The 20,679-nt window shown below is 63.5% G+C and carries 22 protein-coding genes; 12 read left to right on the forward strand and 10 right to left on the reverse strand.

Annotation, left to right across the window (positions count from 1 at the left end):
* Positions 1 to 37: 37 nt before the first annotated feature.
* Positions 38 to 949 (reverse strand): AraC family transcriptional regulator, encoded by a 912-nt coding sequence (locus tag FJ954_RS23870; protein WP_140663551.1) that lies wholly within the window; start codon positions 947 to 949, stop codon positions 38 to 40.
* 204 nt (positions 950 to 1,153) lie between these two features.
* Here FJ954_RS23870 and FJ954_RS23875 point away from each other — a divergent pair, with 204 nt between their 5' ends.
* Positions 1,154 to 1,720 (forward strand): DUF308 domain-containing protein, encoded by a 567-nt coding sequence (locus tag FJ954_RS23875; protein WP_140663553.1) that lies wholly within the window; start codon positions 1,154 to 1,156, stop codon positions 1,718 to 1,720.
* A gap of 33 nt (positions 1,721 to 1,753) precedes the next feature.
* Here the strand turns inward: FJ954_RS23875 and FJ954_RS23880 are convergent, their stop codons facing one another.
* Positions 1,754 to 2,452: an RES family NAD+ phosphorylase gene (locus tag FJ954_RS23880; RefSeq protein ID WP_140663555.1), complete on the reverse strand. Its 699-nt coding sequence runs from the start codon at positions 2,450 to 2,452 to the stop codon at positions 1,754 to 1,756.
* Complete coding sequence (locus tag FJ954_RS23885) at positions 2,446 to 2,856, reverse strand: MbcA/ParS/Xre antitoxin family protein (protein WP_015316785.1); 411 nt, start codon at positions 2,854 to 2,856, stop codon at positions 2,446 to 2,448. The genes FJ954_RS23880 and FJ954_RS23885 overlap by 7 nt, the downstream gene beginning before the upstream one ends.
* Positions 2,857 to 3,138: 282 nt before the next feature.
* On the opposite strand from FJ954_RS23885, the gene FJ954_RS23890 reads away from it, so the two are divergent.
* Complete coding sequence (locus tag FJ954_RS23890; RefSeq protein ID WP_140618069.1) at positions 3,139 to 4,023, forward strand: AraC family transcriptional regulator; 885 nt, start codon at positions 3,139 to 3,141, stop codon at positions 4,021 to 4,023.
* Positions 4,024 to 4,087: 64 nt separating this feature from the next.
* On the opposite strand, the gene FJ954_RS23895 is transcribed toward FJ954_RS23890, so the two are convergent.
* The 6 genes from FJ954_RS23895 to FJ954_RS23920 form a co-directional block, all read right to left on the reverse strand.
* Positions 4,088 to 5,521, reverse strand: coding sequence for an aldehyde dehydrogenase family protein (locus tag FJ954_RS23895; RefSeq protein WP_140663557.1), 1,434 nt, complete (start codon positions 5,519 to 5,521; stop codon positions 4,088 to 4,090).
* A 142-nt stretch (positions 5,522 to 5,663) separates the two neighbouring features.
* On the reverse strand, positions 5,664 to 6,047 hold the full coding sequence (locus tag FJ954_RS23900) for an ACT domain-containing protein (RefSeq protein ID WP_140663559.1): 384 nt from the start codon (positions 6,045 to 6,047) through the stop codon (positions 5,664 to 5,666).
* A 16-nt stretch (positions 6,048 to 6,063) separates the two neighbouring features.
* The gene (locus FJ954_RS23905; protein ID WP_140663561.1) at positions 6,064 to 6,528 is read right to left on the reverse strand and encodes a GNAT family N-acetyltransferase; all 465 of its coding nucleotides are present in this window, start codon (positions 6,526 to 6,528) and stop codon (positions 6,064 to 6,066) included.
* A 269-nt stretch (positions 6,529 to 6,797) separates the two neighbouring features.
* On the reverse strand, positions 6,798 to 7,787 hold the full coding sequence (locus tag FJ954_RS23910; protein WP_140663563.1) for an aldo/keto reductase: 990 nt from the start codon (positions 7,785 to 7,787) through the stop codon (positions 6,798 to 6,800).
* 2 nt (positions 7,788 to 7,789) lie between these two features.
* Positions 7,790 to 8,131, reverse strand: coding sequence for a carboxymuconolactone decarboxylase family protein (locus FJ954_RS23915; protein WP_140663565.1), 342 nt, complete (start codon positions 8,129 to 8,131; stop codon positions 7,790 to 7,792).
* A gap of 43 nt (positions 8,132 to 8,174) precedes the next feature.
* Positions 8,175 to 8,570, reverse strand: a complete 396-nt coding sequence (locus FJ954_RS23920; protein ID WP_140663567.1) for a cupin domain-containing protein — start codon at positions 8,568 to 8,570, stop codon at positions 8,175 to 8,177.
* A gap of 145 nt (positions 8,571 to 8,715) precedes the next feature.
* Here FJ954_RS23920 and FJ954_RS23925 point away from each other — a divergent pair, with 145 nt between their 5' ends.
* The 4 genes from FJ954_RS23925 to FJ954_RS23940 all read left to right on the forward strand — a co-directional run bounded on the left by FJ954_RS23925 (position 8,716) and on the right by FJ954_RS23940 (position 12,804).
* A complete protein-coding gene (locus FJ954_RS23925; RefSeq protein ID WP_140617882.1) occupies positions 8,716 to 9,609 on the forward strand; it encodes a LysR family transcriptional regulator in 894 nt (297 codons plus the stop codon).
* A 63-nt stretch (positions 9,610 to 9,672) separates the two neighbouring features.
* A complete protein-coding gene (locus FJ954_RS23930; RefSeq protein WP_015316776.1) occupies positions 9,673 to 11,112 on the forward strand; it encodes a PAS domain S-box protein in 1,440 nt (479 codons plus the stop codon).
* 111 nt (positions 11,113 to 11,223) lie between these two features.
* A complete protein-coding gene (locus FJ954_RS23935; RefSeq protein ID WP_015316775.1) occupies positions 11,224 to 11,610 on the forward strand; it encodes an ester cyclase in 387 nt (128 codons plus the stop codon).
* Positions 11,611 to 11,739: 129 nt separating this feature from the next.
* The gene (locus tag FJ954_RS23940; RefSeq protein ID WP_140663569.1) at positions 11,740 to 12,804 is read left to right on the forward strand and encodes a YeiH family protein; all 1,065 of its coding nucleotides are present in this window, start codon (positions 11,740 to 11,742) and stop codon (positions 12,802 to 12,804) included.
* Here FJ954_RS23940 and FJ954_RS23945 read toward each other — a convergent pair whose 3' ends face one another.
* The gene (locus FJ954_RS23945) at positions 12,805 to 13,302 is read right to left on the reverse strand and encodes a GAF domain-containing protein (protein WP_015316771.1); all 498 of its coding nucleotides are present in this window, start codon (positions 13,300 to 13,302) and stop codon (positions 12,805 to 12,807) included.
* Positions 13,303 to 13,621: 319 nt separating this feature from the next.
* Between FJ954_RS23945 and FJ954_RS23950 the strand changes: the two genes are divergently transcribed.
* The 6 genes from FJ954_RS23950 (at position 13,622) to FJ954_RS23975 (ending at position 20,677) form a co-directional block, all read left to right on the forward strand.
* Positions 13,622 to 13,855, forward strand: a complete 234-nt coding sequence (locus tag FJ954_RS23950) for a hypothetical protein (protein WP_015316770.1) — start codon at positions 13,622 to 13,624, stop codon at positions 13,853 to 13,855.
* Positions 13,856 to 14,238: 383 nt separating this feature from the next.
* Complete coding sequence (locus tag FJ954_RS23955) at positions 14,239 to 15,282, forward strand: LacI family DNA-binding transcriptional regulator (RefSeq protein ID WP_140663571.1); 1,044 nt, start codon at positions 14,239 to 14,241, stop codon at positions 15,280 to 15,282.
* Between the two features lie 74 nt (positions 15,283 to 15,356).
* A complete protein-coding gene (locus tag FJ954_RS23960; RefSeq protein WP_140663573.1) occupies positions 15,357 to 16,634 on the forward strand; it encodes a sugar ABC transporter substrate-binding protein in 1,278 nt (425 codons plus the stop codon).
* 172 nt (positions 16,635 to 16,806) lie between these two features.
* Positions 16,807 to 17,733: a sugar ABC transporter permease gene (locus tag FJ954_RS23965; protein WP_140663575.1), complete on the forward strand. Its 927-nt coding sequence runs from the start codon at positions 16,807 to 16,809 to the stop codon at positions 17,731 to 17,733.
* Positions 17,733 to 18,590 carry a carbohydrate ABC transporter permease gene (locus tag FJ954_RS23970; RefSeq protein WP_140617877.1) on the forward strand — a complete coding sequence of 286 codons (858 nt, stop codon included), beginning with the start codon at positions 17,733 to 17,735 and terminating at the stop codon, positions 18,588 to 18,590. Before FJ954_RS23965 ends, FJ954_RS23970 begins: the two co-directional genes overlap by 1 nt.
* 86 nt (positions 18,591 to 18,676) lie before the next feature.
* A complete protein-coding gene (locus tag FJ954_RS23975) occupies positions 18,677 to 20,677 on the forward strand; it encodes a glycoside hydrolase family 127 protein (RefSeq protein ID WP_140663577.1) in 2,001 nt (666 codons plus the stop codon).
* The last annotated feature ends 2 nt before the right edge of the window (positions 20,678 to 20,679 follow it).

Genomic DNA, 20,679 nt, shown 5'->3' on the forward strand with positions numbered 1-20,679 from the left:
CGGCCACAACCCGATATTTTCAAGCTGGCGCCATCGGTCAGCGCGGTTTCACCGGTGCGGCTTCATTCGCCAGGGCATATTCAACCCGTGGCGGATGCCCGAAGAGCTGTTTGTAGGCGCGGCTGAAGGCGGCTTCGGACTCGTAGCCGATGCGCAAGCCGATCTCACCCACGCGTGCGTCTCGCCTGGCCAGCAGATCGCGGGCCAGGCCCAGCCGCCATTCATTCTGGTAGCGCAGCGGCGAGCGCCCGACGAGCGCGGCGAAACGCTCGCAGAAACTGGAACGGGACATGCCGGCCTTGTCGGCCAGTTCATTGATGCTCCACCGCTGCAGCGGCCTTTCGTGAATGGCTTTCAGGGAACGGGCGATGCGTGCATCCGAAAGCCCGCCGAGCCAGCCCGTGGCGCGTCCTTCATGCACCCAACTGCGCAAGGTGCGGATGACCATGAGATCGATGATGCGGGAAATCATCAAAGCCGCCCCGGGCTGGGCGTCGCTGGTTTCGACCATCAGGAAAGGCAGCATTCCATCGACCCACCCTGCCCCCTGGGCACGCTCGATATGGATGCATCGCGGCAAGGCGAAGATCATTCCCCGCAGGCTGTCAGGATCGAACCAGAAGCGGCAGGCGACGATCGCCACCTGCGGATGCGACGCCACCAGCCGCAACGTGCCGGGACCGCGAGGCAGGAGCACGAGGTCGCCGGCCTCTATGACGACAGGGGCCTGATCCCCACTCTCCATGCGCAGCGCGCCGACGGTCACCACGACGATATGGGCTTGGCCCTCGTCGAGATCGAGTTGCTCCGCCTGTGCCAGCGTGCGTGAGAAAACCTCGTCGCCGGTAAGCCTGATCTGCGCCAGCACATGCGAGAGAAGGTCCCCGGAGACACCGGCACGCGGCCCTCCATCCGGAAGAATGGTCAAATTTTCAGGCGATTCCATCATGGATGCGGCCGGCCGGCTCCCCTACATTCCTCACGAGGATAGCGCATTTTCATGCTGATTATGCGCCGTTTTTTGCTTGGATCAAAACCATTCCCGCAGCCAAGGCTGCGAGAACGGGCTGTTCCAATCATCCAACCCGGCGGGCGTGATTCCAAATCGATCAAGCGGATCAATCACCGTCCAACAACAAGACAGGAAATTCCAATGAGCACTCAAACCATCCAGGCGCCCGGCGCCGCATCGCAGTGGCTGAAATCCTATTATTTCCTCCGGGCCGGCTTTTCGGTCGCCTGGGTGGCGGCGGCCTTCACCCTTGGCAAAAGCGTGCCGCCGGTCGCGGCGCTACTCCTGGTCGCCTATCCCTTGTGGGACGCTATCGCCAATATTCTGGACGCGCAGCGCAGCGGCGGCCTGAAAGCCAATCCCAGCCAGGCGCTCAACGCGGTGGTCAGCACGATCACGGCCATTGCCGTCGTCATCGCACTTGAGCAGGGCCCGCACGCGGTTCTGGCGGTGTTCGGTGCGTGGGCGGTTCTCGCCGGCCTGTTCCAGCTTGCGACCGGCGTGCGCCGTTGGCGGGCAGGCGCGCAATGGGCGATGGTGCTGAGCGGTGCGCAGTCGGCGCTGGCCGGTGGCTTCTTCATCAAACAGGCAATCGGCACCGCGACGCCTGGCATCACCGACATCGCGCCCTATGCCGCGTTCGGCGCCTTCTATTTCCTCGTCTCGGCCGTATGGCTGGCCGTCACGCAGGCACGCAAGCCCACGTAAAGGCCTGGGACTGGTTGCCGCGGCGGCCTTCGCTCAAACCACTTCCAGCACCTTGCCCGTGTCGTGCTGGCGCACGAAATCGACGCGGCCGCCGTCCCAGTGGTAGCTGTAGTGGCGGCCCTGAACCGGGACACCGATGGCGTCGGGCCAGAAGATGCCGATGCACTCCCCATCGGGCATGCGCACGCTGTTCCACACCAGCCCGTCGCTGCCGGCGGCCCGCAGCGCCCGCCCTTCCGCCTGCGACGCCGTGTAGTCGTCGGGATCGAGCACGCCGGGCACGGCGTTGACGTCGTCGAGGTCGCGATCGACGCTGCCGATCAGCACGCGGAAATCGGCCGTCCAGCCGGGCGCCTCGTTGGTGGCGCGCATGAATTTCTGGTGATGGTGGATGGTTTCGGCCAGCGCCACGTCCTCGCTGTCGCCGGCATAGTAGATGCCGTAGCTGCCGTCCGAAAACCGGCCGGGCCGAAGGACGGAACAATGCACGAAAGGCGCCATGACGAAACTGGCCCCGGGACCGGAAACCCGCCTTGCGGCCGGCACCTTGCCGAGATCGCCAAGCTCCAGCCGGATGCGCGGGTTGGTCTTCTCCTCGACGGCGGCGAGCGCCTCCCAGTCGCGCGGATCGGCGATGTCCTCGAAGAGATCGATCGGCGGATGAATGGAGCGGATGATGCGATAGGTCTGGGGCCAGTGGACGCGGCGCCGGACCGCGAGCCCACTCACCATGCACCACGCTCCGCGTCGAGCCATTCGCGCATCGCCGCGAGATCGGAAATGTCGCCGCGCAGCATCACGTCGAGCGCCGACTGCCCGCCAAAGGTGGCATTGGGCTTGCGTATCCAGGCATAGCCGCGCGCCGGCTCGGTGAAGAGGTAACGCAGCCCCTTGTGGATGCCCATCAGATGCGCCATGCGGGTGCGCAGGTCGCGGTCGATCCGGCCGATGCCGCCCTCCTTCCAGCGCGCCCAGGTGCGCGCCGAAATGCCGCCAAGCAGGACGCAGGCCTCGAAGTCGGTGAGGTTCCAGGCCTTGAACAGGTTGACCGTGGTGCGCGCCAAAGCGCCTGCCTCTTCATCCGAAATGGCTGAGCCGACCGTGGCCGGTGTGGCGGTGATGGCTTGAAGCTGCATGTTTAGACCTCGCTAATTGGCAGATATATAGCACGTATATGCCAATTGGCAAGGCGGGGAGCCATTGCCAGTGAAGACCGCACTGATGGCGATTAGATGGTCCGAACAATATTGCATCAACAATTACGGTCGAATTTCCCGGTAGTTGGATTTCCAACTAAGGTCGCGCGTGCCCCTAAACGGTCCTTGGCGCGGTTCCGCGACCCGTGACAAACCGCAAGATCGGTCGAGCGCGTCATGTCCGCATACGCTTTAGCTGGTGCTGCCACGGAGAACGGAATGATGAAGGCGGCGCTTCAAAACTACCATGCCCGGATGCAGAGAGTGTTGGATCATATCGACCAGCATTTGAACGGCAATCTGGACCTGGATGCTTTGAGCGGCATCGCGGCATTTTCCAAATACCATTTCCACCGGCAGTTCACGGCGACCTTCGGGCTGTCCGTGCATCGCTATGTCCAGCTTGCCCGCATGAAGCGCGCTTCATACCGGCTGGCCTTCAGGGATGCCGAAAGCGTCACTGACATAGCAATGGATGCCGGTTACGATGCACCGGACGCCTTCGCCCGCGCCTTTCGGCAACGGTTCGGGCAGTCTCCTTCATCGTTCCGGAAGTCGCCCGACTGGGCACCGTGGCTTGCAGCCTTCGGGCCTATGGACAATGCGAGGAGCAAGCTCATGCACATTACCTATGACCACGACGACGTGACGATCCGCGATGTGCCCCCGACGCCGGTGGCGATCATGGAACATCGAGGCGACCGGGCGACACTCGGCGACACCATTCAGCGGTTCATCGCCTGGCGCAAGGCCGCCGGCCTGTCGCCGGAGACGAGCCCGACCTTCAACGTCTTCCGTTCCGAGAGGATCCCCGCCAACCCAGCCGATTACAGCATGGACCTGTGTGTCGGGACTGACCTGCCGATCGACGCTGATGACGGGCAGATGATGGCTGGCGTGATCCCCGGCGGACGTTGCGCGGTGTTGCGCGTCGTCCACAATACCAACAACCTGGAGCCAGCCGCGCTCTACCTTTATCGCGACTGGCTTCCTGCCAGCGGCGAGGAAGCGCGTGACTTCCCGATCTATTGCCAACGGCACTTTTCGATGTTCCCGAATGTGCCGGTGCCTGATGTGGTCTGCGAATTGTTTCTGCCGCTGAAATAAAGCCTTCTGACGGGACCTGTCCCTTCTGACCGGGCCGGCGTTGCGCCGGCCCGAAAGTCCTGCACTACTCCGCCGCCTCGTACCCCGCGATGCCCTTGATCTCGAGGAAATCCTCGAGCCCGTATTCGGCGTATTCGCGGCCGTTGCCCGACTGCTTGTAGCCGCCGAAGGGCAGGCCGGCGTCCCATTGGGGATAGTTGATGTAGACATTGCCCGAGCGCATGCGGGCCGCGACCTCGCGCGCCTTCTGTAGGTCCTTGGCCTGGATGTAGGAGGCAAGGCCGTAGACGGTGTCGTTGGCCTGCTCGACAGCCTGCTCGACCGTGTCGTAGGGCAGGATCGCCAACACCGGCCCGAAAACCTCCTCGCGCGCGATGCGCATGTCGTGGGTGACGTCGGCGAACACGGTCGGCCTGACATAGTAGCCGCGATTGAGTTCGGCAGGGCGGCCGGGGCCGCCGGCGACCAGCGTGGCACCCTCGTCGATGCCGCTCTGGATCAGGTCCTGGATCTTGTCGAACTGGACCTGGCTGACGACGGGGCCGAGCTTGGTGTTGGCGCCGTCGGCTGGACCGACCGTGAACTTTTCCGCCGCCGTCCTGGCATATCCCGCGGCCTCGTCGTGGCGGTCGCGCGGCACGAACATGCGCGTCGGCGCGTTGCAGGACTGGCCGCTGTTGCTGAAGCAGCCGGCGAGGCCCTTGCTGACGGCGGTGGCGAGGTCGACATCCGGGAACAGGATGTTGGCCGACTTGCCGCCAAGCTCCTGATGCACGCGCTTGACGGTGTCGGCGGCGGCCTTGGCCACCAATATGCCGGCTCGCGTCGAACCGGTGAACGACATCATGTCGATGTCGGGATGGCTGGACAGCGCCTGGCCGACGCCAAGGCCGTCGCCATTGACGAGGTTGAACACGCCCTTCGGTACGCCGGCCTCGTCGATGATCTCGGCGAAGATGATGGCATCGAGCGGCGCGATTTCCGACGGCTTCAGCACCATGGTGCAGCCGGCGGCGAGTGCCGGACCGACCTTGCAGGTGATCTGGTTCAGCGGCCAGTTCCAGGGCGTGATCAGGCCGACGACGCCGATCGGCTCCTTGACCACGAGATGGTTGCCCTTGACGTGGCGGAACTGGAAATTCTTCAGCGTCTCGGCCATTTTGGCCAGATGCGCCAGGCCGATGCCGACCTGGCTGTCGAGCGCCATCTGGCGCGGCGCGCCCATCTCGCGCGACACGGCGACCGCCAGGTCCTTGCTGCGCTTCTTGTAGACCTCGATGACGCGGTTGAGGATGTCGAGGCGCTCCTCGACCGAGGTGAAGCCATATGTGTTGAAGGCGCGCTTGGCGGCGGCCACCGCCTTGTCGACATCGGCCCTGGAGCCGAGCGAAATCTGCGCGAAAGCGTCCTCGTTCGATGGATCGATGACGTCGAGCGTGTTGGGCACGACAGGATCGACCCACGCGCCATCGATGTAGAACTGCAGATCGTGTGACATGGTCTCTCCTTGGGGTGCGCATGGCCGGTCAGGCCGTGATATCTGGCTAGAAATAACGATGCGCAAACGGCGCTGTCAAACGCAACCCCCGAACTGGTTGAGCCAACGCGCCAGTGGTTGAGCCAGACCAGCGATGAGCGGACTATAGCAGCGTATGCCCGGCTTCGCCCAGCAAACCTCTTGCCGCAGGCTCGTCAGCCGCTTTCACCAGCAGGTGATCGCCATCGAAAGTCGATACCAGGAAGATGCCCAAACCGTTTTCCGACAGCGGCCTGATGACGGACAGCACGATGCCGGTTTCGTCGAACGCGAACGGCCCCTGCAATTTGAAGGCGACCCAGTCGCGGTCATGCTTGACGGCATCGGGCACGCGATCCTGAAGGCAGGTGATCGAGAGCTCGTCGTCGGTCCTGGTGATGGTGACGAAACCTGGTCCGTCCGCCCAGCCAGGGATGCCGTCAGCGGCCTGAAGCCGCGAAATCGCGTAGAGCCCGGACAGTTGCTTCAGCGTTATCCTCGCAGCCATCGTCGCGCTCCGATCGTCATGCCAACCTCTTGCTCATATAGACCGTCACGCCATTCATGAACGGCTCTTCCCGGTCGACCGTATAGCCGTGCCGCTTGTAGAGCGACACGTTGGCTTCGAAGGCGCCGTTGGTCAACAGGCGAAGCTCGTTGCGGCCCGCCTCGCGCGCCTTGATTTCCGCACGCTCCAGCAGGAGCCGGCCGATACCCCTGCCCTGCGCTCCCGGCGCGACGCAGACGTTCTCGATCCACAGGTGATCGTCGGCCAGCGTGGTCTCGATCATGCCGACGATGCGGCCGTCCTCGACGGCGAGGTCGAACGGATGCTCGGCGACGGCCTTTTCGTAGTCGGCGCGCATCGGCAGCGGCTCGCGGCCGATCACCGGCACCCATTTGGCATAGGCGGCACGCACAATGTCGCGGATGGCAGCGGCATCGGCGGGTTCGGCCGGCCGAAACCGGATGGCAGACTCGATGATCATGACAGTGCTCCAAGCATGAAAAACCCCGCCGGCTGTTGTCGCGGGCGGGGCTGGAAACGAGCGAAGCGGATTTATCCTGCCGGCCTTTGTCGTCGCGCAATCAGCGTGCCGCTCCGCGCTGGGCGGAAGCGGCGTCGCTTGGCGATGACGGGCGCGGGAACGAACATGGCGGCAAGCTGGAGCAGCAACGGTCCCGCGTCAAGACACCGCCTCGGCCTGTCATTGGGCCAAACCGTCGGCAACGCCTTGGCCTGATACGGCTGGGACCCTCAGCGATCGATCCTCGCCGCCTGTTGCGGGGAGTATCGTTCTCCCTGGACGGCAATCGCCGAGACCGCGTTCTCGATATCGCGAAGATCGGCCGCGGTCAGGGCAACGGCGAGAGATCCGATGTTTTCCTCAAGGCGGTTTAGCTTGGTCGTACCTGGGATCGGAACGATCCAGGGCTTGCGCGCCAGCAGCCAGGCAAGCGCGACCTGTGCCGATGTCGCGTTCTTGTCAGCCGCGATCGCGACGATGGCGTCGACCAGTGCCTGGTTTGCCTGGCGGGCTTCCTCCGTGAACCGCGGAACGCTGTTGCGGAAATCGTCGGCATCGAACGTCGTCCCGGCGTTGATGGCGCCGGTGAGGAAACCCTTGCCCAGCGGACTGAAAGGCACGAAGCCGATTCCCAGTTCCTCGAGGACCGGCAGGATCGCCTCCTCGGGCTCACGCCACCAGAGTGAATATTCGCTCTGAAGCGCGGCGACCGGCTGCACCGCATGAGCGCGGCGGATGGTGCGCACGCCCGCTTCCGAGAGGCCGAAATGCTTCACCTTGCCTTGGCTGATCAAGTCCTTCACCACGCCAGCCACCTCTTCGATCGGCACGACCGGATCGACACGATGCTGGTAGAGAAGATCGATGTAGTCCGTCCTCAGCCGCTTGAGAGAGGCCTCGACGACGTCGCGAATATGCTGCGGCCGGCTGTCCATGCCCTGGTGTCCGGCCGCACCGGCGATGTCGATGCCGAATTTGGTGGCGATCACCACCTGGTCGCGGATTGGCTGCAACGCCTCGCCGACGACCTCTTCGTTCCTGAACGGTCCGTAGACCTCCGCCGTGTCGAAGAAGGTGACACCGCGCTCGAATGCCGCCCGGATCAGACGGACCGCATCCGGCGTCTCCATCGGCTGCCCATATGACTGGCTCATGCCCATGCAGCCAAGGCCGATGGCCGAGACTTCGAGGCCGCTGTTTCCAAGTGTGCGCTTTTGCATCGTCAGTGTCCCTTCTTCTCGGCGTCGGCCTGTTCGAAGACCTTGCGGGCGATGCCGATCGCGGTGCTTGCCGGCGGCCATCCAGCATAGAAGGCAAGATGCGTGATGGCCTCGATGAGCTCGTCACGGGTCACGCCATTCTCGAGCGCCCGCTTCATGTGGAACGGCATCTCGTTGATCCGGTATCCCGAGACCAGGCTGGCGACGGTGACGAGGCTGCGGTCGCGCGGCGAGAGGCCGGGGCGTTTCCAGACGTCGCCGAAAAGCACCTCGTCGGTATAGGTGCCGAGTGCTGGAGCGATGTCGGAAAACGGGCTTTTGGGAGGCGCTGGGGCATGGGTCATGAGGATCTCCTTCTTGTGTCGTCGGTGGGCGAGGTCTGGTCGGTCAAATCCCGTATTGTTCGTCGGTGACATGCTCCATCCAGTCGACGACCTTGCCGTCGAGCGCTTCGGCAATGGCGATATGGCTCATCGCCGTTGTCGGCGACGCCCCATGCCAATGCTTTTCGCCCGGCGCGAACCAGATGATGTCGCCGGGACGGATCTGTTGGATCGGCCCACCTTCGCATTGCACCAGACCGGCGCCCGACAGAACGATAAGCGTCTGGCCGAGCGGGTGCGTGTGCCAGGCCGTGCGCGCGCCGGGCTCGAAGGTCACGGTGGCCCCGCCGACGCGCGCGGGGCCGCTGCCCTTGAAGGATGCATCGATGCGCACCGCCCCGGTGAAATATTCGGCGGGCCCCTTCGCCGAGGGCTGCGAGCCGCTTCGTGTGATCTCCACGTTTTCCGTCCTTTCGTGATGCCGGGAGGACATTGCCGCCAGGCCAGGAGCGCCGGCTTGTTCGGCCGATTGCGTTCTATTTAGGGGCTGCGATGGTCATGAGTAGCTGCTATATCCGGCATGTACTTATGAGAGAAATTCATCAATGCCACGCGACAATCTGAATGAGTTGACCGCCTTCCTCGCCGTCGCGCGCGAGAAGAGCTTCACCAGGGCGGCGGCCAAGCTTGGCGTATCCCAATCGGCGCTCAGCCATGCCTTGCGCACGTTGGAAGAGCGGCTGGGCGTGCGGCTTTTGACCCGCACCACGCGCAGTGTCTCGCCGACCGAAGCCGGCGAACGCCTGGCCCGCACCGTCGGACCGAGGCTCGACGAGATCGAAAGTGAGCTCGCCGCCTTGAGCGCATTGCGAGAAAAGCCCGCCGGAACCATCCGCATCACCGCCGGCGAACATTCGGCCAACACGGTCCTGTGGCCGGCCATTGTCCGGCTGTTGCCGCAATATCCCGACATCCGGGTCGAGATCGTCGTCGACTACGGCCTGACCGACATCGTCGCCGGGCGTTATGACGCCGGCGTGCGGCTGGGCGAACAGGTGGCGCGCGACATGATCGCGGTGCGCATCGGGCCGGACATGCGCATGGCGGTGGTCGGATCTCCGGCCTATTTCGCAAGCCGGCCGAAGCCGCGCACGCCGCAGGACCTGACCGATCACAATTGCATCAACCTGCGCCTGCCGACCCATGGCGGGCTCTATGCCTGGGAATTCGAGAAGGCCGGACGCGAGCTGAAGGTGCGCGTCGACGGCCAGTTGATCTTCAACACGGCGGGGCTGCGCATGAATGCCGTGTTGGCCGGCGTCGGCCTCGCCTATCTCCCGGAGGATCAAGTGACGGCGCATCTCGCCGATGGCCGTTTGTTGCGGCTCATGGCCGACTGGTGCCCGCCGTTTCCCGGCTACCACCTCTACTATCCCAGCCGCCGCCAGGCGACGCCCGCCTTTACGCTGCTGGTCGATGCGCTGCGTTATCGCGGCTAGCCTACGGGTCCAGGAACCAATTCAGCCGGACAGCGTTCACGGTGGTTAAATGGAACCTTGCGCATGACGGACCTGTCGAACAGTTCGACACTCGATCTATCCCATCAAATCCTCGATAATCTTCCTGTCGCCATCTACACGACCGATAGCGAAGGCAGGATCACCTATTTCAACCGGGCCGCGGCCGATTTTGCCGGGCGCGAGCCCGAGCTCGGAAAAGACCAGTGGTGCGTAACGCACAAGCTGTTCACGACCGACGGCCAGGTGTTGCCGCACGACCAATGCCCGATGGCCATTGCGTTGCGGGAGAACCGGCCGGTCAGAAACCAGTCGGCCATCTCGCAGCGTCCCGACGGCACGCGCGTGCCCTTCCTTCCCTATCCCACGCCGCTCCATGACGACCAAGGCAGGCTGGTCGGGGCCGTCAACATGCTGTTCGACCTCACCGACCGGCATCTTGCCGACGAGGCCAGGCATCATCTGTCGGCCATCGTGGAATCCTCCTTCGATGCAATCGTCAGCAAGGATTTGAACGGCGTCATCAAGAGCTGGAACTCAGGCGCCCAGCGCCTGTTCGGTTACACCGCCGACGAAGCGGTCGGCAGGTCCGTGACGATGCTGATACCCGATGACCATCTGGACGAGGAGCCGCGCATATTGGAGCGCATCCGCAAAGGCGAGCGGGTCGAGACCTACGAGACCATCCGCCGCCGCAAGGACGGCAGCCTAGTGCCCGTATCCCTGACGATCTCGCCCGTACGCAATGCCGTCGGCCGGATCATCGGCGCCTCCAAGATCGCCCGCGACATCTCGATAGCCAAGGAGAGCGAATATCGCATCCGCATGCTGATGCGCGAGGTCAACCATCGGGTCAAGAACCAGTATTCCGTCATCATCTCTATGATCCGCGAGACCAGCAAGAGGTCCTCGACACCGGCGGAGTTCGAACGCCAGGTGCGCGAGCGCATCATGGCGCTGTCGCTCTCGCACGACCTGCTGGTGTCCGGCGACTGGCGAGGCGCGACGATTTTCGAGCTGCTCCTGGCACAAGCCAAACCGTTCGGCAACGAGGAACGGATTTCCATGGCTGGCCCTTCCCTGACGCTGAACCCCAATGCCGTCCAGTATCTCGGCATCGCCTTTCATGAACTGGCGACCAATTCCGCCAAATATGGCGTGCTTTCGGCCGCCGAGGGAACGATATCGGTGCAATGGAAGGTGAGCCAGGCAGGCGACCTGAAACGGTTCCAGCTGATCTGGAAAGAGCGCGATGGTCCTCAGGTGCAGAACATCGGCCATGGCGGTTTCGGCACCGTCGTGCTCCAGCGCGTCGCTCCAGCAGCTGTAAGTGGCACCGGCGTTCTCGAATATGACAGCCACGGCGTTACCTGGACCCTTGAAGCCCCCTTGTCACAGCTCGAAGCCTCGGTCGACAGCGAGCACGTCGACCCACAGGCGATCGACGAGGTGATCGGTGGACCGGAATTCGAAGTCCTTCCCTGATGCCGCACTCGCATTCCGGCATCGCCGCTCTATGTCTTCCCCGAACAAGCATTTCTCGCCGTCCGGAACAGTCGTGGAAGACATGCGGTTGGCAAAGCACCGGAGCATGCTATGACCGATGAAGATCTTGCCAATAGCTATCGTGGTTACATCGCCTGCCTCAACGCCCAGGACTGGCGGAGCCTAGACCGCTTCGTACACCAGGAGGTGCACTACAATGGCGACCGGGTCGGCCTGTCGGGTTACCGCGACATGCTGGAGCGGGATTTTCGCGAAATTCCCGATCTCTATTTCGACATCCAGCTGCTGATCGCCGATACGCCTTTCATAGCGAGCCGCCTTCAATTCAACTGCACGCCGAAGGAAACTTTTCTCGGCCTGCCGGTCAACGGCAGGAAAGTGTCCTTCAGCGAGAACGTCTTCTACGAGTTTCTCGACGGCAGGATCAGGCACGTCTGGTCGGTGATCGACAAGGCGGCGATCGAAGCGCAGCTGTAGGCCGGCCCCTTTCTCAGCTTTCGAGGGGCAAGACCGTTCGTAAAAATCGATCATTCTAACGAAAATAATTCGTTGGAAAGATTAGTCTTGGAATGACATTTCTCCGGCGTACTCGCACGGAGAATTGTATTGTCGTCCCTGACTCCCATCGCAAACGGTATTCCGAAAGGCCTGATTTCCGCCGATCTGGCCCAAGGTCGCAAGCGCCTCGATTTCGTGGGGAACGGCATCATTCCCGGCATCGTGCTGGTGGCGATGATCACGGCCGTCGCCTTCTCGGCCCGCAATGTCTCCGGTTTTGCCCTGTTCAGCCCGATGATCCTGGCCGTCGTCGCCGGCATGGTCTATTCCAACGTGCTCGGCACACCGGTGCACGCCAAGGCGGGCATCGCCTTTTCGCAAAAGCGCCTGCTGCGCTTCGCCATCGTGCTGCTCGGCTTCCAGCTGACGCTTGGCCAGGTCGTCTCGATCGGCACCGGCGGCGTCGGTGTCGTCGCGCTGACCCTTGGCGCCACCTTCGTCTTCACCATCACGCTCGGCCGGCTGATCGGCGTCGACGCCAAGCTCACCCAGTTGATCGCCGCCGGCACCTCAATCTGCGGTGCCTCGGCGATCGTCGCCACCAACATCGTCACCGATGCGCGCGACGAGGACGTCACCTATGCCGTCGCCTCGATCACCTTGTTCGGCACCATCGCCATGCTCGGCTTCCCGCTGCTGGCGCCGCTGCTCGGCCTCGACCAGCACGCCTTCGGACTGTGGGCCGGCGCCTCCATCCATGAGGTGGCGCAAGTCATCGGCGCCGGTTTCCAGAACGGCACCCAATCCGGCGAGATCGCCACCGTCGCCAAGCTGACCCGCGTCGCCATGCTTGCGCCGATGGTCATCGCGCTCGGCCTGATGGCGCGCCGCAAAAGTGACGATCAGTCGGCTGCACGCCCGCCCATGCCGTGGTTCGTCGCCGCCTTTGTCGCCGTCGTGGCATTGAACAGCCTGGTTACGATACCAGCCGAAGTGAAGCAGGCGGTAGTGCTGGCCACCACCATCATGCTCACCATGGGGCTGGCCGCCATGGGCCTGCAGGCGGACATTTCGCAACTGCGCTCGCGCGGCCTGCGCCCGCTGGCGCTCGCCTTCTGCGCCTTCCTGTTCATCGGCGGCTTCAGCCTGATGCTGGTGAAGGTCTCAGGGTAACTAATCCTGGAACGAACTCGCCGCGACATAGATCGCCGCCAGCGCCTCGATGCCGGCCTGGTCGGCACTGTCGAAGCGGCCGGGCAGCGGGCTGTCGAGATCGAGCACGCCGAAAACGCCCTCCTCGTCCTCAAGCAGCACGACCAGCTCGGAGCGCGAGGCGGCGTCGCAGGCGATGTGGCCGGGGAAATCATGCACGTCCTTGATCAGCATCGAGGTGCCGAGCTCGACCGCCGTTCCGCATACGCCTTGGCCGACGGCAATGCGCACGCAGGCCGGCTTGCCCTGGAAGGGTCCCAGCACCAACTCTTCGTCCGACGCCAGGAAATAGAAGCCGGCCCAGTTGAGGTCGGGCACCATCTGGAAGATCAGCGCCGCGGTGTTGGCGGCGTTGGCGATCGAATCGTGCTCGCCCTCGAGCAGCGCCTTCAATTGCTTGGCAAGGTCGCGGTAGAACGCGGCCTTGTCTGAGATATCGATGGCCTGGGCCGCGAACATGATTTGTCTCCAAACTGGGAATCGCGGTTCCGTTTCCGCAAACCCTGCACCAAACGACCACCGGACCATCCTAGGCAATTCCAGGAAAATGCGAAACGGTTTTCCGTTCGAAATTCTGTCCGTTGGCGCCTTGGCGCTATCTCCATTCCCGGCGCAAGATTTGATTCCGGCGGGAGAAAAATTTCAAAAGTATTCGAAGCGCGGTCTCCTGACGCCGACAAGGAGGCCAAATTATTCGAAAGATTGAATTTTTCCTTCCGGGCGCCTATTTATCGAGAAGTTCATTTTCACGATTTCACGCGCGAAGGAGATTTCTTCAATGGCCGACGGCAATCAGACGATCATGCAAAAAGCTGAAGCCCGCTTTGTCGACAAGCAGAAGAAAACCGCGGAGCGCAACAAGGCAACCGCCGAATACATGTCCGAGGCGAGGGCCAGGGAGATCAAGACGGCAAGGCTGAGGGAATTGCGCCTGGCCAAGGAAGAAGCCGATCGCGTGGCGGAAGCGCTGAACCCGGCGCCGAAAAAGAAGCGTGTGGCCAAGAAGGCATAGAGTCACTCCAAGGACGTGAGCGGTCTCCCGCTGGGCTTGCACCAAGTCAAGGAATGCGGCGGCTCAAGCCACGTCTGACGTTCCAGCCATGCAATGGTCCTGCCGACCAAGGGCAAGAGCGTCCAGCTCCACACCGCGGCGCGTTCCCTTTCACCTGCCTTTCGGCCTCGAAGATGCGAAACGTCGCGGCCGCGCGCGAAATAGCGGATGGTACCGAGGAACCCTGATCTGGCCATTTTCCTCTTGATCGGTCCCCCGATCTGGCCTAGCCTTCAAGTTGAGAAAAGGTTTTTCCAGACAGTCCCGATGGGGTTCGGCCGTTAGCCGGGCTTAATTCCGGCCGGTAAGGGAAAACCTTTTTCCAACCAAGGATTTCTGCCGCGATGGCATCGGACGACCAGCCAGTTCCGGTCTTTCCCAAACCCGTCACCTTGCGCGACGTGGCCGCGCAGGCCGGCGTCAGCGTTGCCACTGCATCCAAGGCGCTCAACGATCAGGGGCGCATGACCGCCGAGACCCGCGAGCGCATTCGCGAGACGGCGCGCAACCTGGGCTTCCGGCCCAACAGCCTGGCGCAGAGCCTGCTGAGGCGCCGCTCCTTTACTGTCGGCCTGCTCACCAACGACACCTATGGCCGTTTCTCGCTGCCGCTGATGTCGGGCATTTCGGATGCGCTGGTCGATGCCGGCGTCTCGGTATTCCTGTGCAATGTCGAGGAGGACCCCCGTCTCGGCCAGCTCCATGTCGAGGCCATGCTCGACAAGCGCGTCGACGGCATCATCGCCACCGGCAAGCGCATCGACCGCCATCTGCCGATCGATCTCGCCAATTTGCGCATCCCCGTGATCTACGCCTTCACTCAGCCCGATCCCGACGCCGTCGCCTTCGTTTCCGACGATGCCGGCGGGGCGCGGCTGGCCGTCGACCATTTCTGCCGGCTCGGCCGCAAGCGCATCGCCCATGTCACCGGCCCGGCCAGTTTTGCCGTGGTGCATGAACGGGCGCAGGCCTATCGCGCCGCGCTGATCGAGAACGGCCTGTCCGTCATCGAACCCCTGCTCGGCGCCTGGTCGGAAGCCTGGGGGCATGAGGCGGTGACGATCCTTTTCGATGGCGGGGGAGAAAAGCCGGACGCCGTCTTCTGCGGCAACGATCAGATCGCGCGCGGCGTCATCGATGCTCTGCGCGAGCGTGGCTTGAGCGTTCCCGGCGATGTCGGCGTCATCGGCTTCGACAATTGGGAGATCGTGGCCGAGGCGACCCGCCCGCCGCTGACCTCGGTCGACATGAACCTGACAGCGCTCGGCCGCGAGGCCGGGCTGACCCTGCTTTCCCTGGTCGGCGGCAAGCCCGCCGCGCCGGGCATCAGAAAACTGCCGTGCCGGCTGGTGGTGCGGCAGTCCTGCGGCCGCCTGCCCGACGGCTGAAAAGACGGCTGAGAAACGAAGCGCCGCGATCGGCGGCAAGCCGCGCATCGCGGCTAAATGAGGAGGAGGAGAACATGAGGACTTTGATTGCCAAACTGGCCCCGACCAAATTGGCCCTGACCAAATTGACGTTGACGGCTGCCGTTCTGGGTTGCGGCCTGCAATTTGCCGCCGCCGAAACCGCCAACATCTGGGTACGCGCCGACGGCTCGAACTTCATGCCGAGGATCGTCGACGCCTTCAACAAGGCGAACAAGGACCAGGTCAAGCTCGACATTATCCCCAATGCCGAGATCATCCCGAAATATGGCGCGGCCGCGGCCGGCGGCACGGCGCCCGACGCGCTGTCGCTCGACCTGATCTACACGCCCTCCTTCGCAGCCGCCGGCCAGTTGGAGGACATCACCGACTGGGCGAAATCGCTTCCCTATTTCGCCAGCCTGTCGCCCGCGCATGTGAAGACCGGCACCTACAAGGACCGCATTTACGGCCTGCCCTTCTCGGCCGACGCCTCGGTGCTGATCTGGAACAAGAAGCTGTTCAAGCAGGCAGGCCTCGACCCTGAAAAGGGCCCGGCCAACTGGGCCGAGATCGAAGCCGACGCCGAGAAGGTCAACGCGCTTGGCGGCAACATCAAGGGCTTCTACTTCTCCGGCAATTGCGGTGGCTGCAACATATTCACCTTCACGCCGCTGATCTGGGCCTCGGGCGGCGACATCCTGTCGGAGGACGGCTCCAAGGCGACGCTGGACAGCCCGCAATTGCGCGGCGCCATCGATCTCTACCGCTCGATGGTCAAGAAGGATTTGGTGCCGGCGGGCGCGCAGACCGACACCGGCGCCAATTTCTTTGCCGCCTTCGCCGCCGGCAATATCGGCATCTCGCCCTCCGGCGCCTTCGCCATCGGCGCGCTCAACACGCAATATCCTGATGTCGACTACGGCATCACCTTCCTGCCGGGCAAGGATGGCAACTGGTCGTCCTTTGCCGGCGGCGACAATTTCGTCGTCACCAAGGGCACCAAGAAACTCGCCGTGGTGAAGGAGTTCCTGGACTTCGCCTATTCGCTCGAAGGCCAGACGATCCTGGCCAAATACGGCAGCCTGCCGGTGCGCGGCGACATCGCCAAGGACGCGCTGAAGGAGCTCGACCCGCGCTACCAGATTGCCGCCGAGGCGATGGCCAAGGGCAAGACGCCGTATTCGGTGGTGTTCAACGACCTGATCAACTCCGCCAACGGCCCATGGACGCAGATGATCAACGAGGTGTTCTTCGGCGACGACGTCGATGGCGCCATAGCAAACGCCCAGGAGACCATGCAGTCGATCATCGACCAGGCGCCGCAGAAGTAGCGCCGCCTCCACCTCCCCCTTGAGGGGAGGTCGGACCGCAGGTCCGGGTGGGGTCGTCTCGGCAGTGCTCGACGTTCCTTGATGTCGGCGCGCTTGGCGGAGGACCCCACCCCCGGCCTTCGGCCGGACCCTCCCCTTGAGGAGGAGGGGACGCAGCGCCAGGGAAACAGCCATGACCACCATCACCGCAACCACCGCCCCACCCCGCGTCCGCAAACGCGTCGGCGCCGGGCGCCGGCAATGGATTGGCCTGCTCTATGTCGCGCCGGCCGTGGCGCTGGTCATGCTGTTCTTCGTCATTCCGCTCGGCATGACGGCCTGGATGTCGCTGCACAACTGGCCCTTGATGGGCGAGCACTCCTTCATCGGCCTCGGCAATTACTGGGCAATCCTGCGCGACACCAGGTTCTGGAACGCGCTGAGATTCACCGGTTACTACACGCTGATCGTCACCATCGCGATCTTCGCCGTCGCCTTTCCGCTGGCGATCTTCATCGAGCGGCCGCGCCCGTTCACCAACCTCTACCGCACCATGTTCTTCATGCCGGCGGTGGTCGGCTTTGCCTCGGCGAGCCTTTTGTGGTCGTGGCTGCTCAACGTCGATTCCGGCCTGTTCAGCCCCGCCGCCTACGATCTCGGCCTGATCGACAAGAAGTTCAACCTGCTCGCCACCTTCCAACCGGCCTTCTGGTCGATCATCGCCATGGTGGTGTGGAAGGTCGCTGGCTTCACCATGATCATCCTGATGACCGGCCTGCAGTCGATCCCGCAGGATCTGCAGGAGGCCGCCGTCATCGACGGCGCCGGGCCGTTCGCCAGGTTCCGGGCGATCACCTTGCCGCTGATGCGCCGCACCCTGGCGCTGGTGCTGATCCTATCGGTCGCGGGCTCCATCCTTGCCTTCGACCAGTTCTACATCATCCTGCGCGGCGGCCCGCGCAACCAGACGCTGACGGCGGTGTACTGGATCTTCAACCAGTCCTTCGTCTCGTTCAAGCTCGGCTATGGCGCGGCACTCTCGATGGTGCTGCTGGTCATCCTGGTGGCGCTCAGCCTCGTCCAGCTCTGGTTGCTGCGCAAACCCGAGGGGCTCGACTGATGGCGCAGGCGATATCGGGCACAGGCAAGCTTGCCGCGCGCTTGGCCAGGCATTCCACCGGCATCGTCGCCTCGGTGCTGTTCGTGGCGCCGATCGTGTGGACGGTGCTGTCGGCCTTCAAGCCGGCGCAGGAGGCGCGCCTGCCGCCGCTGCCGCCCTGGCCGACGACGGGCTTCTCGCTGGAGAACTATCAAACGCTGAACAGTTTCGGCGACGGCCTGTGGGCCTCGGCGCAGAACAGCATCTATGTCTCGGTGATGACGGTCATGCTGTCGGTCATCGTCAGCGTGCTCGCCGGCTACGGTTTTTCGCGGTTTCGGTTCCCGTTCAAGGACTTGTTCTTCGTCCTCATACTGTCGACGATCATGATCCCGTTCCAGTCGATCCTGACGCCGATCTTCCTGGTGCTGACCAAGCTTGGCCTGCACAACACGTTGACCGGCCTGGTCGGCGTCTATGTGACGCTGCAGCTGCCGTTCTCGATCTTCATGATGCGCAACGCCTTCGACGCGGTGCCGCGCGAGATCGAGGAGGCCGCGCGCATGGACGGCGCCGGCAACGCCACCATGCTCATAAAGGTCATGCTGCCGCTGGTCTGGCCTGGTGTCGTCACCATCGCGCTGTTTGCCTTCCTCGGCGCCTGGAACGAATTCCTTGCTGCCCTGGTGCTGATGACCGACCAGTCCAAGTTCACGCTGCCGGTGATGATGACCGCACTTCAGTCCGGCCGCTTCGGCGCCATCGACTGGGGCGCGGTGCAGGCGGGCGTCACCGTGATGATGGTGCCGTGCCTGATCCTGTTCCTGGCTTTGCAGCGCTTCTACATCCGCGGCCTGATGGCCGGGGCCGTCAAATAGAGCATGATCCCGAAAAGTGGGAACCGGTTTTCGGAAAGATCATGCTCCAACAAAGAGATAGACGTCAGATCGAATGGAGTGAGTTCATGACCGCATCGCCATCCCCCCGGCACGCCACCCCAAATAAATCGCAGGAGACGGGCAAGCCGAAGCTCGCCTTCCGCCCGCTGCCGGTGCCGCAGGTCGACGTGCGCGGCTTCTGGGGCGACCGCGCCGAGGCGGTTGCCACGCGCACCGCCGACATCCTTTACGACCGCTGCGTGGCGGCGCGCATGCTGGAGCAGATCGATCCGGACCAGCCCTCGCCAGGCGTCGTCATTCCGTTCCACTCGCCCTCGCCCGACGAGGCGGCCTCCGCCGGCTTCACCGGCTCGACGGTGACCACGCAGATGTTCTGGGATTCCGATCTCGGCAAGACGATCGAGACCGCGGCCTATTCGCTCTACCGGCGTAAGAATCCCGAACTGGAGAAGAAGATCGACGCCGTCATCGACATGTATGGCAGGCTGCAGCAGGAGGACGGCTATCTCTCCAGCTGGTACCAGCGCATCCAGCCGGGCAAGCGCTGGACCAATCTGCGCGACTGCCATGAGCTTTATTGCGCCGGCCACCTCATCGAGGGCGCGGTCGCCTACTACCAGGCGACGGGCAAGCGCAAGCTGCTCGAGATCATGTGCCGCTATGCCGACCACATCGCTTCGGTGCTGGGGCCCGAGCCCGGCAAGAAAAAGGGCTATTGCGGCCATGAGGAGATCGAGCTGGCGCTGGTCAAGCTGGCGCGGGTGACGGGCGAACAAAAGTACATGGAATTGGCCAAATACTTCATCGACCAGCGCGGGCAGCAGCCGCACTATTTCGACGAGGAGGCGCGCGCCCGTGGCGCCGACCCGAAGGCCTATCATTTCAAGACCTACGAATACAGCCAGTCGCACATACCGGTGCGCGAGCAGGACAAGGTCGTCGGCCACGCGGTGCGGGCCATGTACCTTTATTCGGGGATGGCCGACATCGCGACCGAATATGGCGACGACACGTTGCGGGTGGCGCTCGACCGGCTGTGGGACGACCTCACCACCAAGAACCTCTACATCACCGGCGGGCTCGGCCCGTCGGCGCACAATGAGGGCTTCACCAGCGACTACGACCTGCCCAACGAAACCGCCTATGCCGAGACCTGTGCATCGGTCGGGCTGGTGTTCTGGGCGAGCCGCATGCTCGGCATGGGGCCGAACGCGCGCTACGCCGACATGATGGAGCGCGCGCTCTACAATGGTTCCATTTCCGGCCTGTCGCTCGACGGCTCGCTGTTCTTCTACGAGAATCCGCTGGAAAGCCGGGGCAAGCATAACCGCTGGAAATGGCACCGCTGCCCTTGCTGCCCGCCCAATATCGGGCGCATGGTCGCCTCGATCGGCAGCTATTTCTACAGCCTGGCGGACGACGCGCTGGCGGTTCATCTCTATGGCGACTCCACCGCCCGCTTCGACATTGCAGACACACCGGTCACACTGACGCAGGCGAGCCGCTATCCCTGGGATGGTGCCGTCGAGATTACCGTTGAGCCGCAGGCGCCGGTAGAGTTCACGCTGCACCTGCGTGTGCCGGCCTGGAGCGGCAACGCCGGCCTGGCCGTCAATGGCGAGACGGTCGACCTCGAGGATTTGACCAGTGACGGCTACGCCGCGATCCGGCGCAGGTGGCAGAAGGGCGACCGTGTCCGGCTCGATCTCGAAATGCCGATCGAGCGGCTCTATGCCAATCCCGAGGTGAGGCAGGATGCCGGCCGCGTCGCACTGTCGCGCGGGCCGCTGATCTACTGCGTCGAGGCGACCGACAATGACAATCGCCTGCATCGCCTGACCCTGCCGCGCACGGCCGGCATCGAGGCGCATGACGAACCGGATCTGCTCGGCGGTGTGGTGACGCTTTCAGCCACGGCACAAGCCGATGCCGGGGATGGCTGGCAGGACGGCCTTTATCGCGCCGATCCGCCGGCCAGGGTCGAGACGCGCCTGACCGCCATCCCCTATTTCGCCTGGGACAACCGCGAGCCCGGCGAGATGCTGGTCTGGCTGCGGGATGGTTGATA

Source organism: Mesorhizobium sp. B2-3-15 (assembly GCF_006442875.1).
In the GTDB taxonomy this organism is placed as follows: Bacteria; Pseudomonadota; Alphaproteobacteria; order Rhizobiales; family Rhizobiaceae; genus Mesorhizobium; species Mesorhizobium australicum.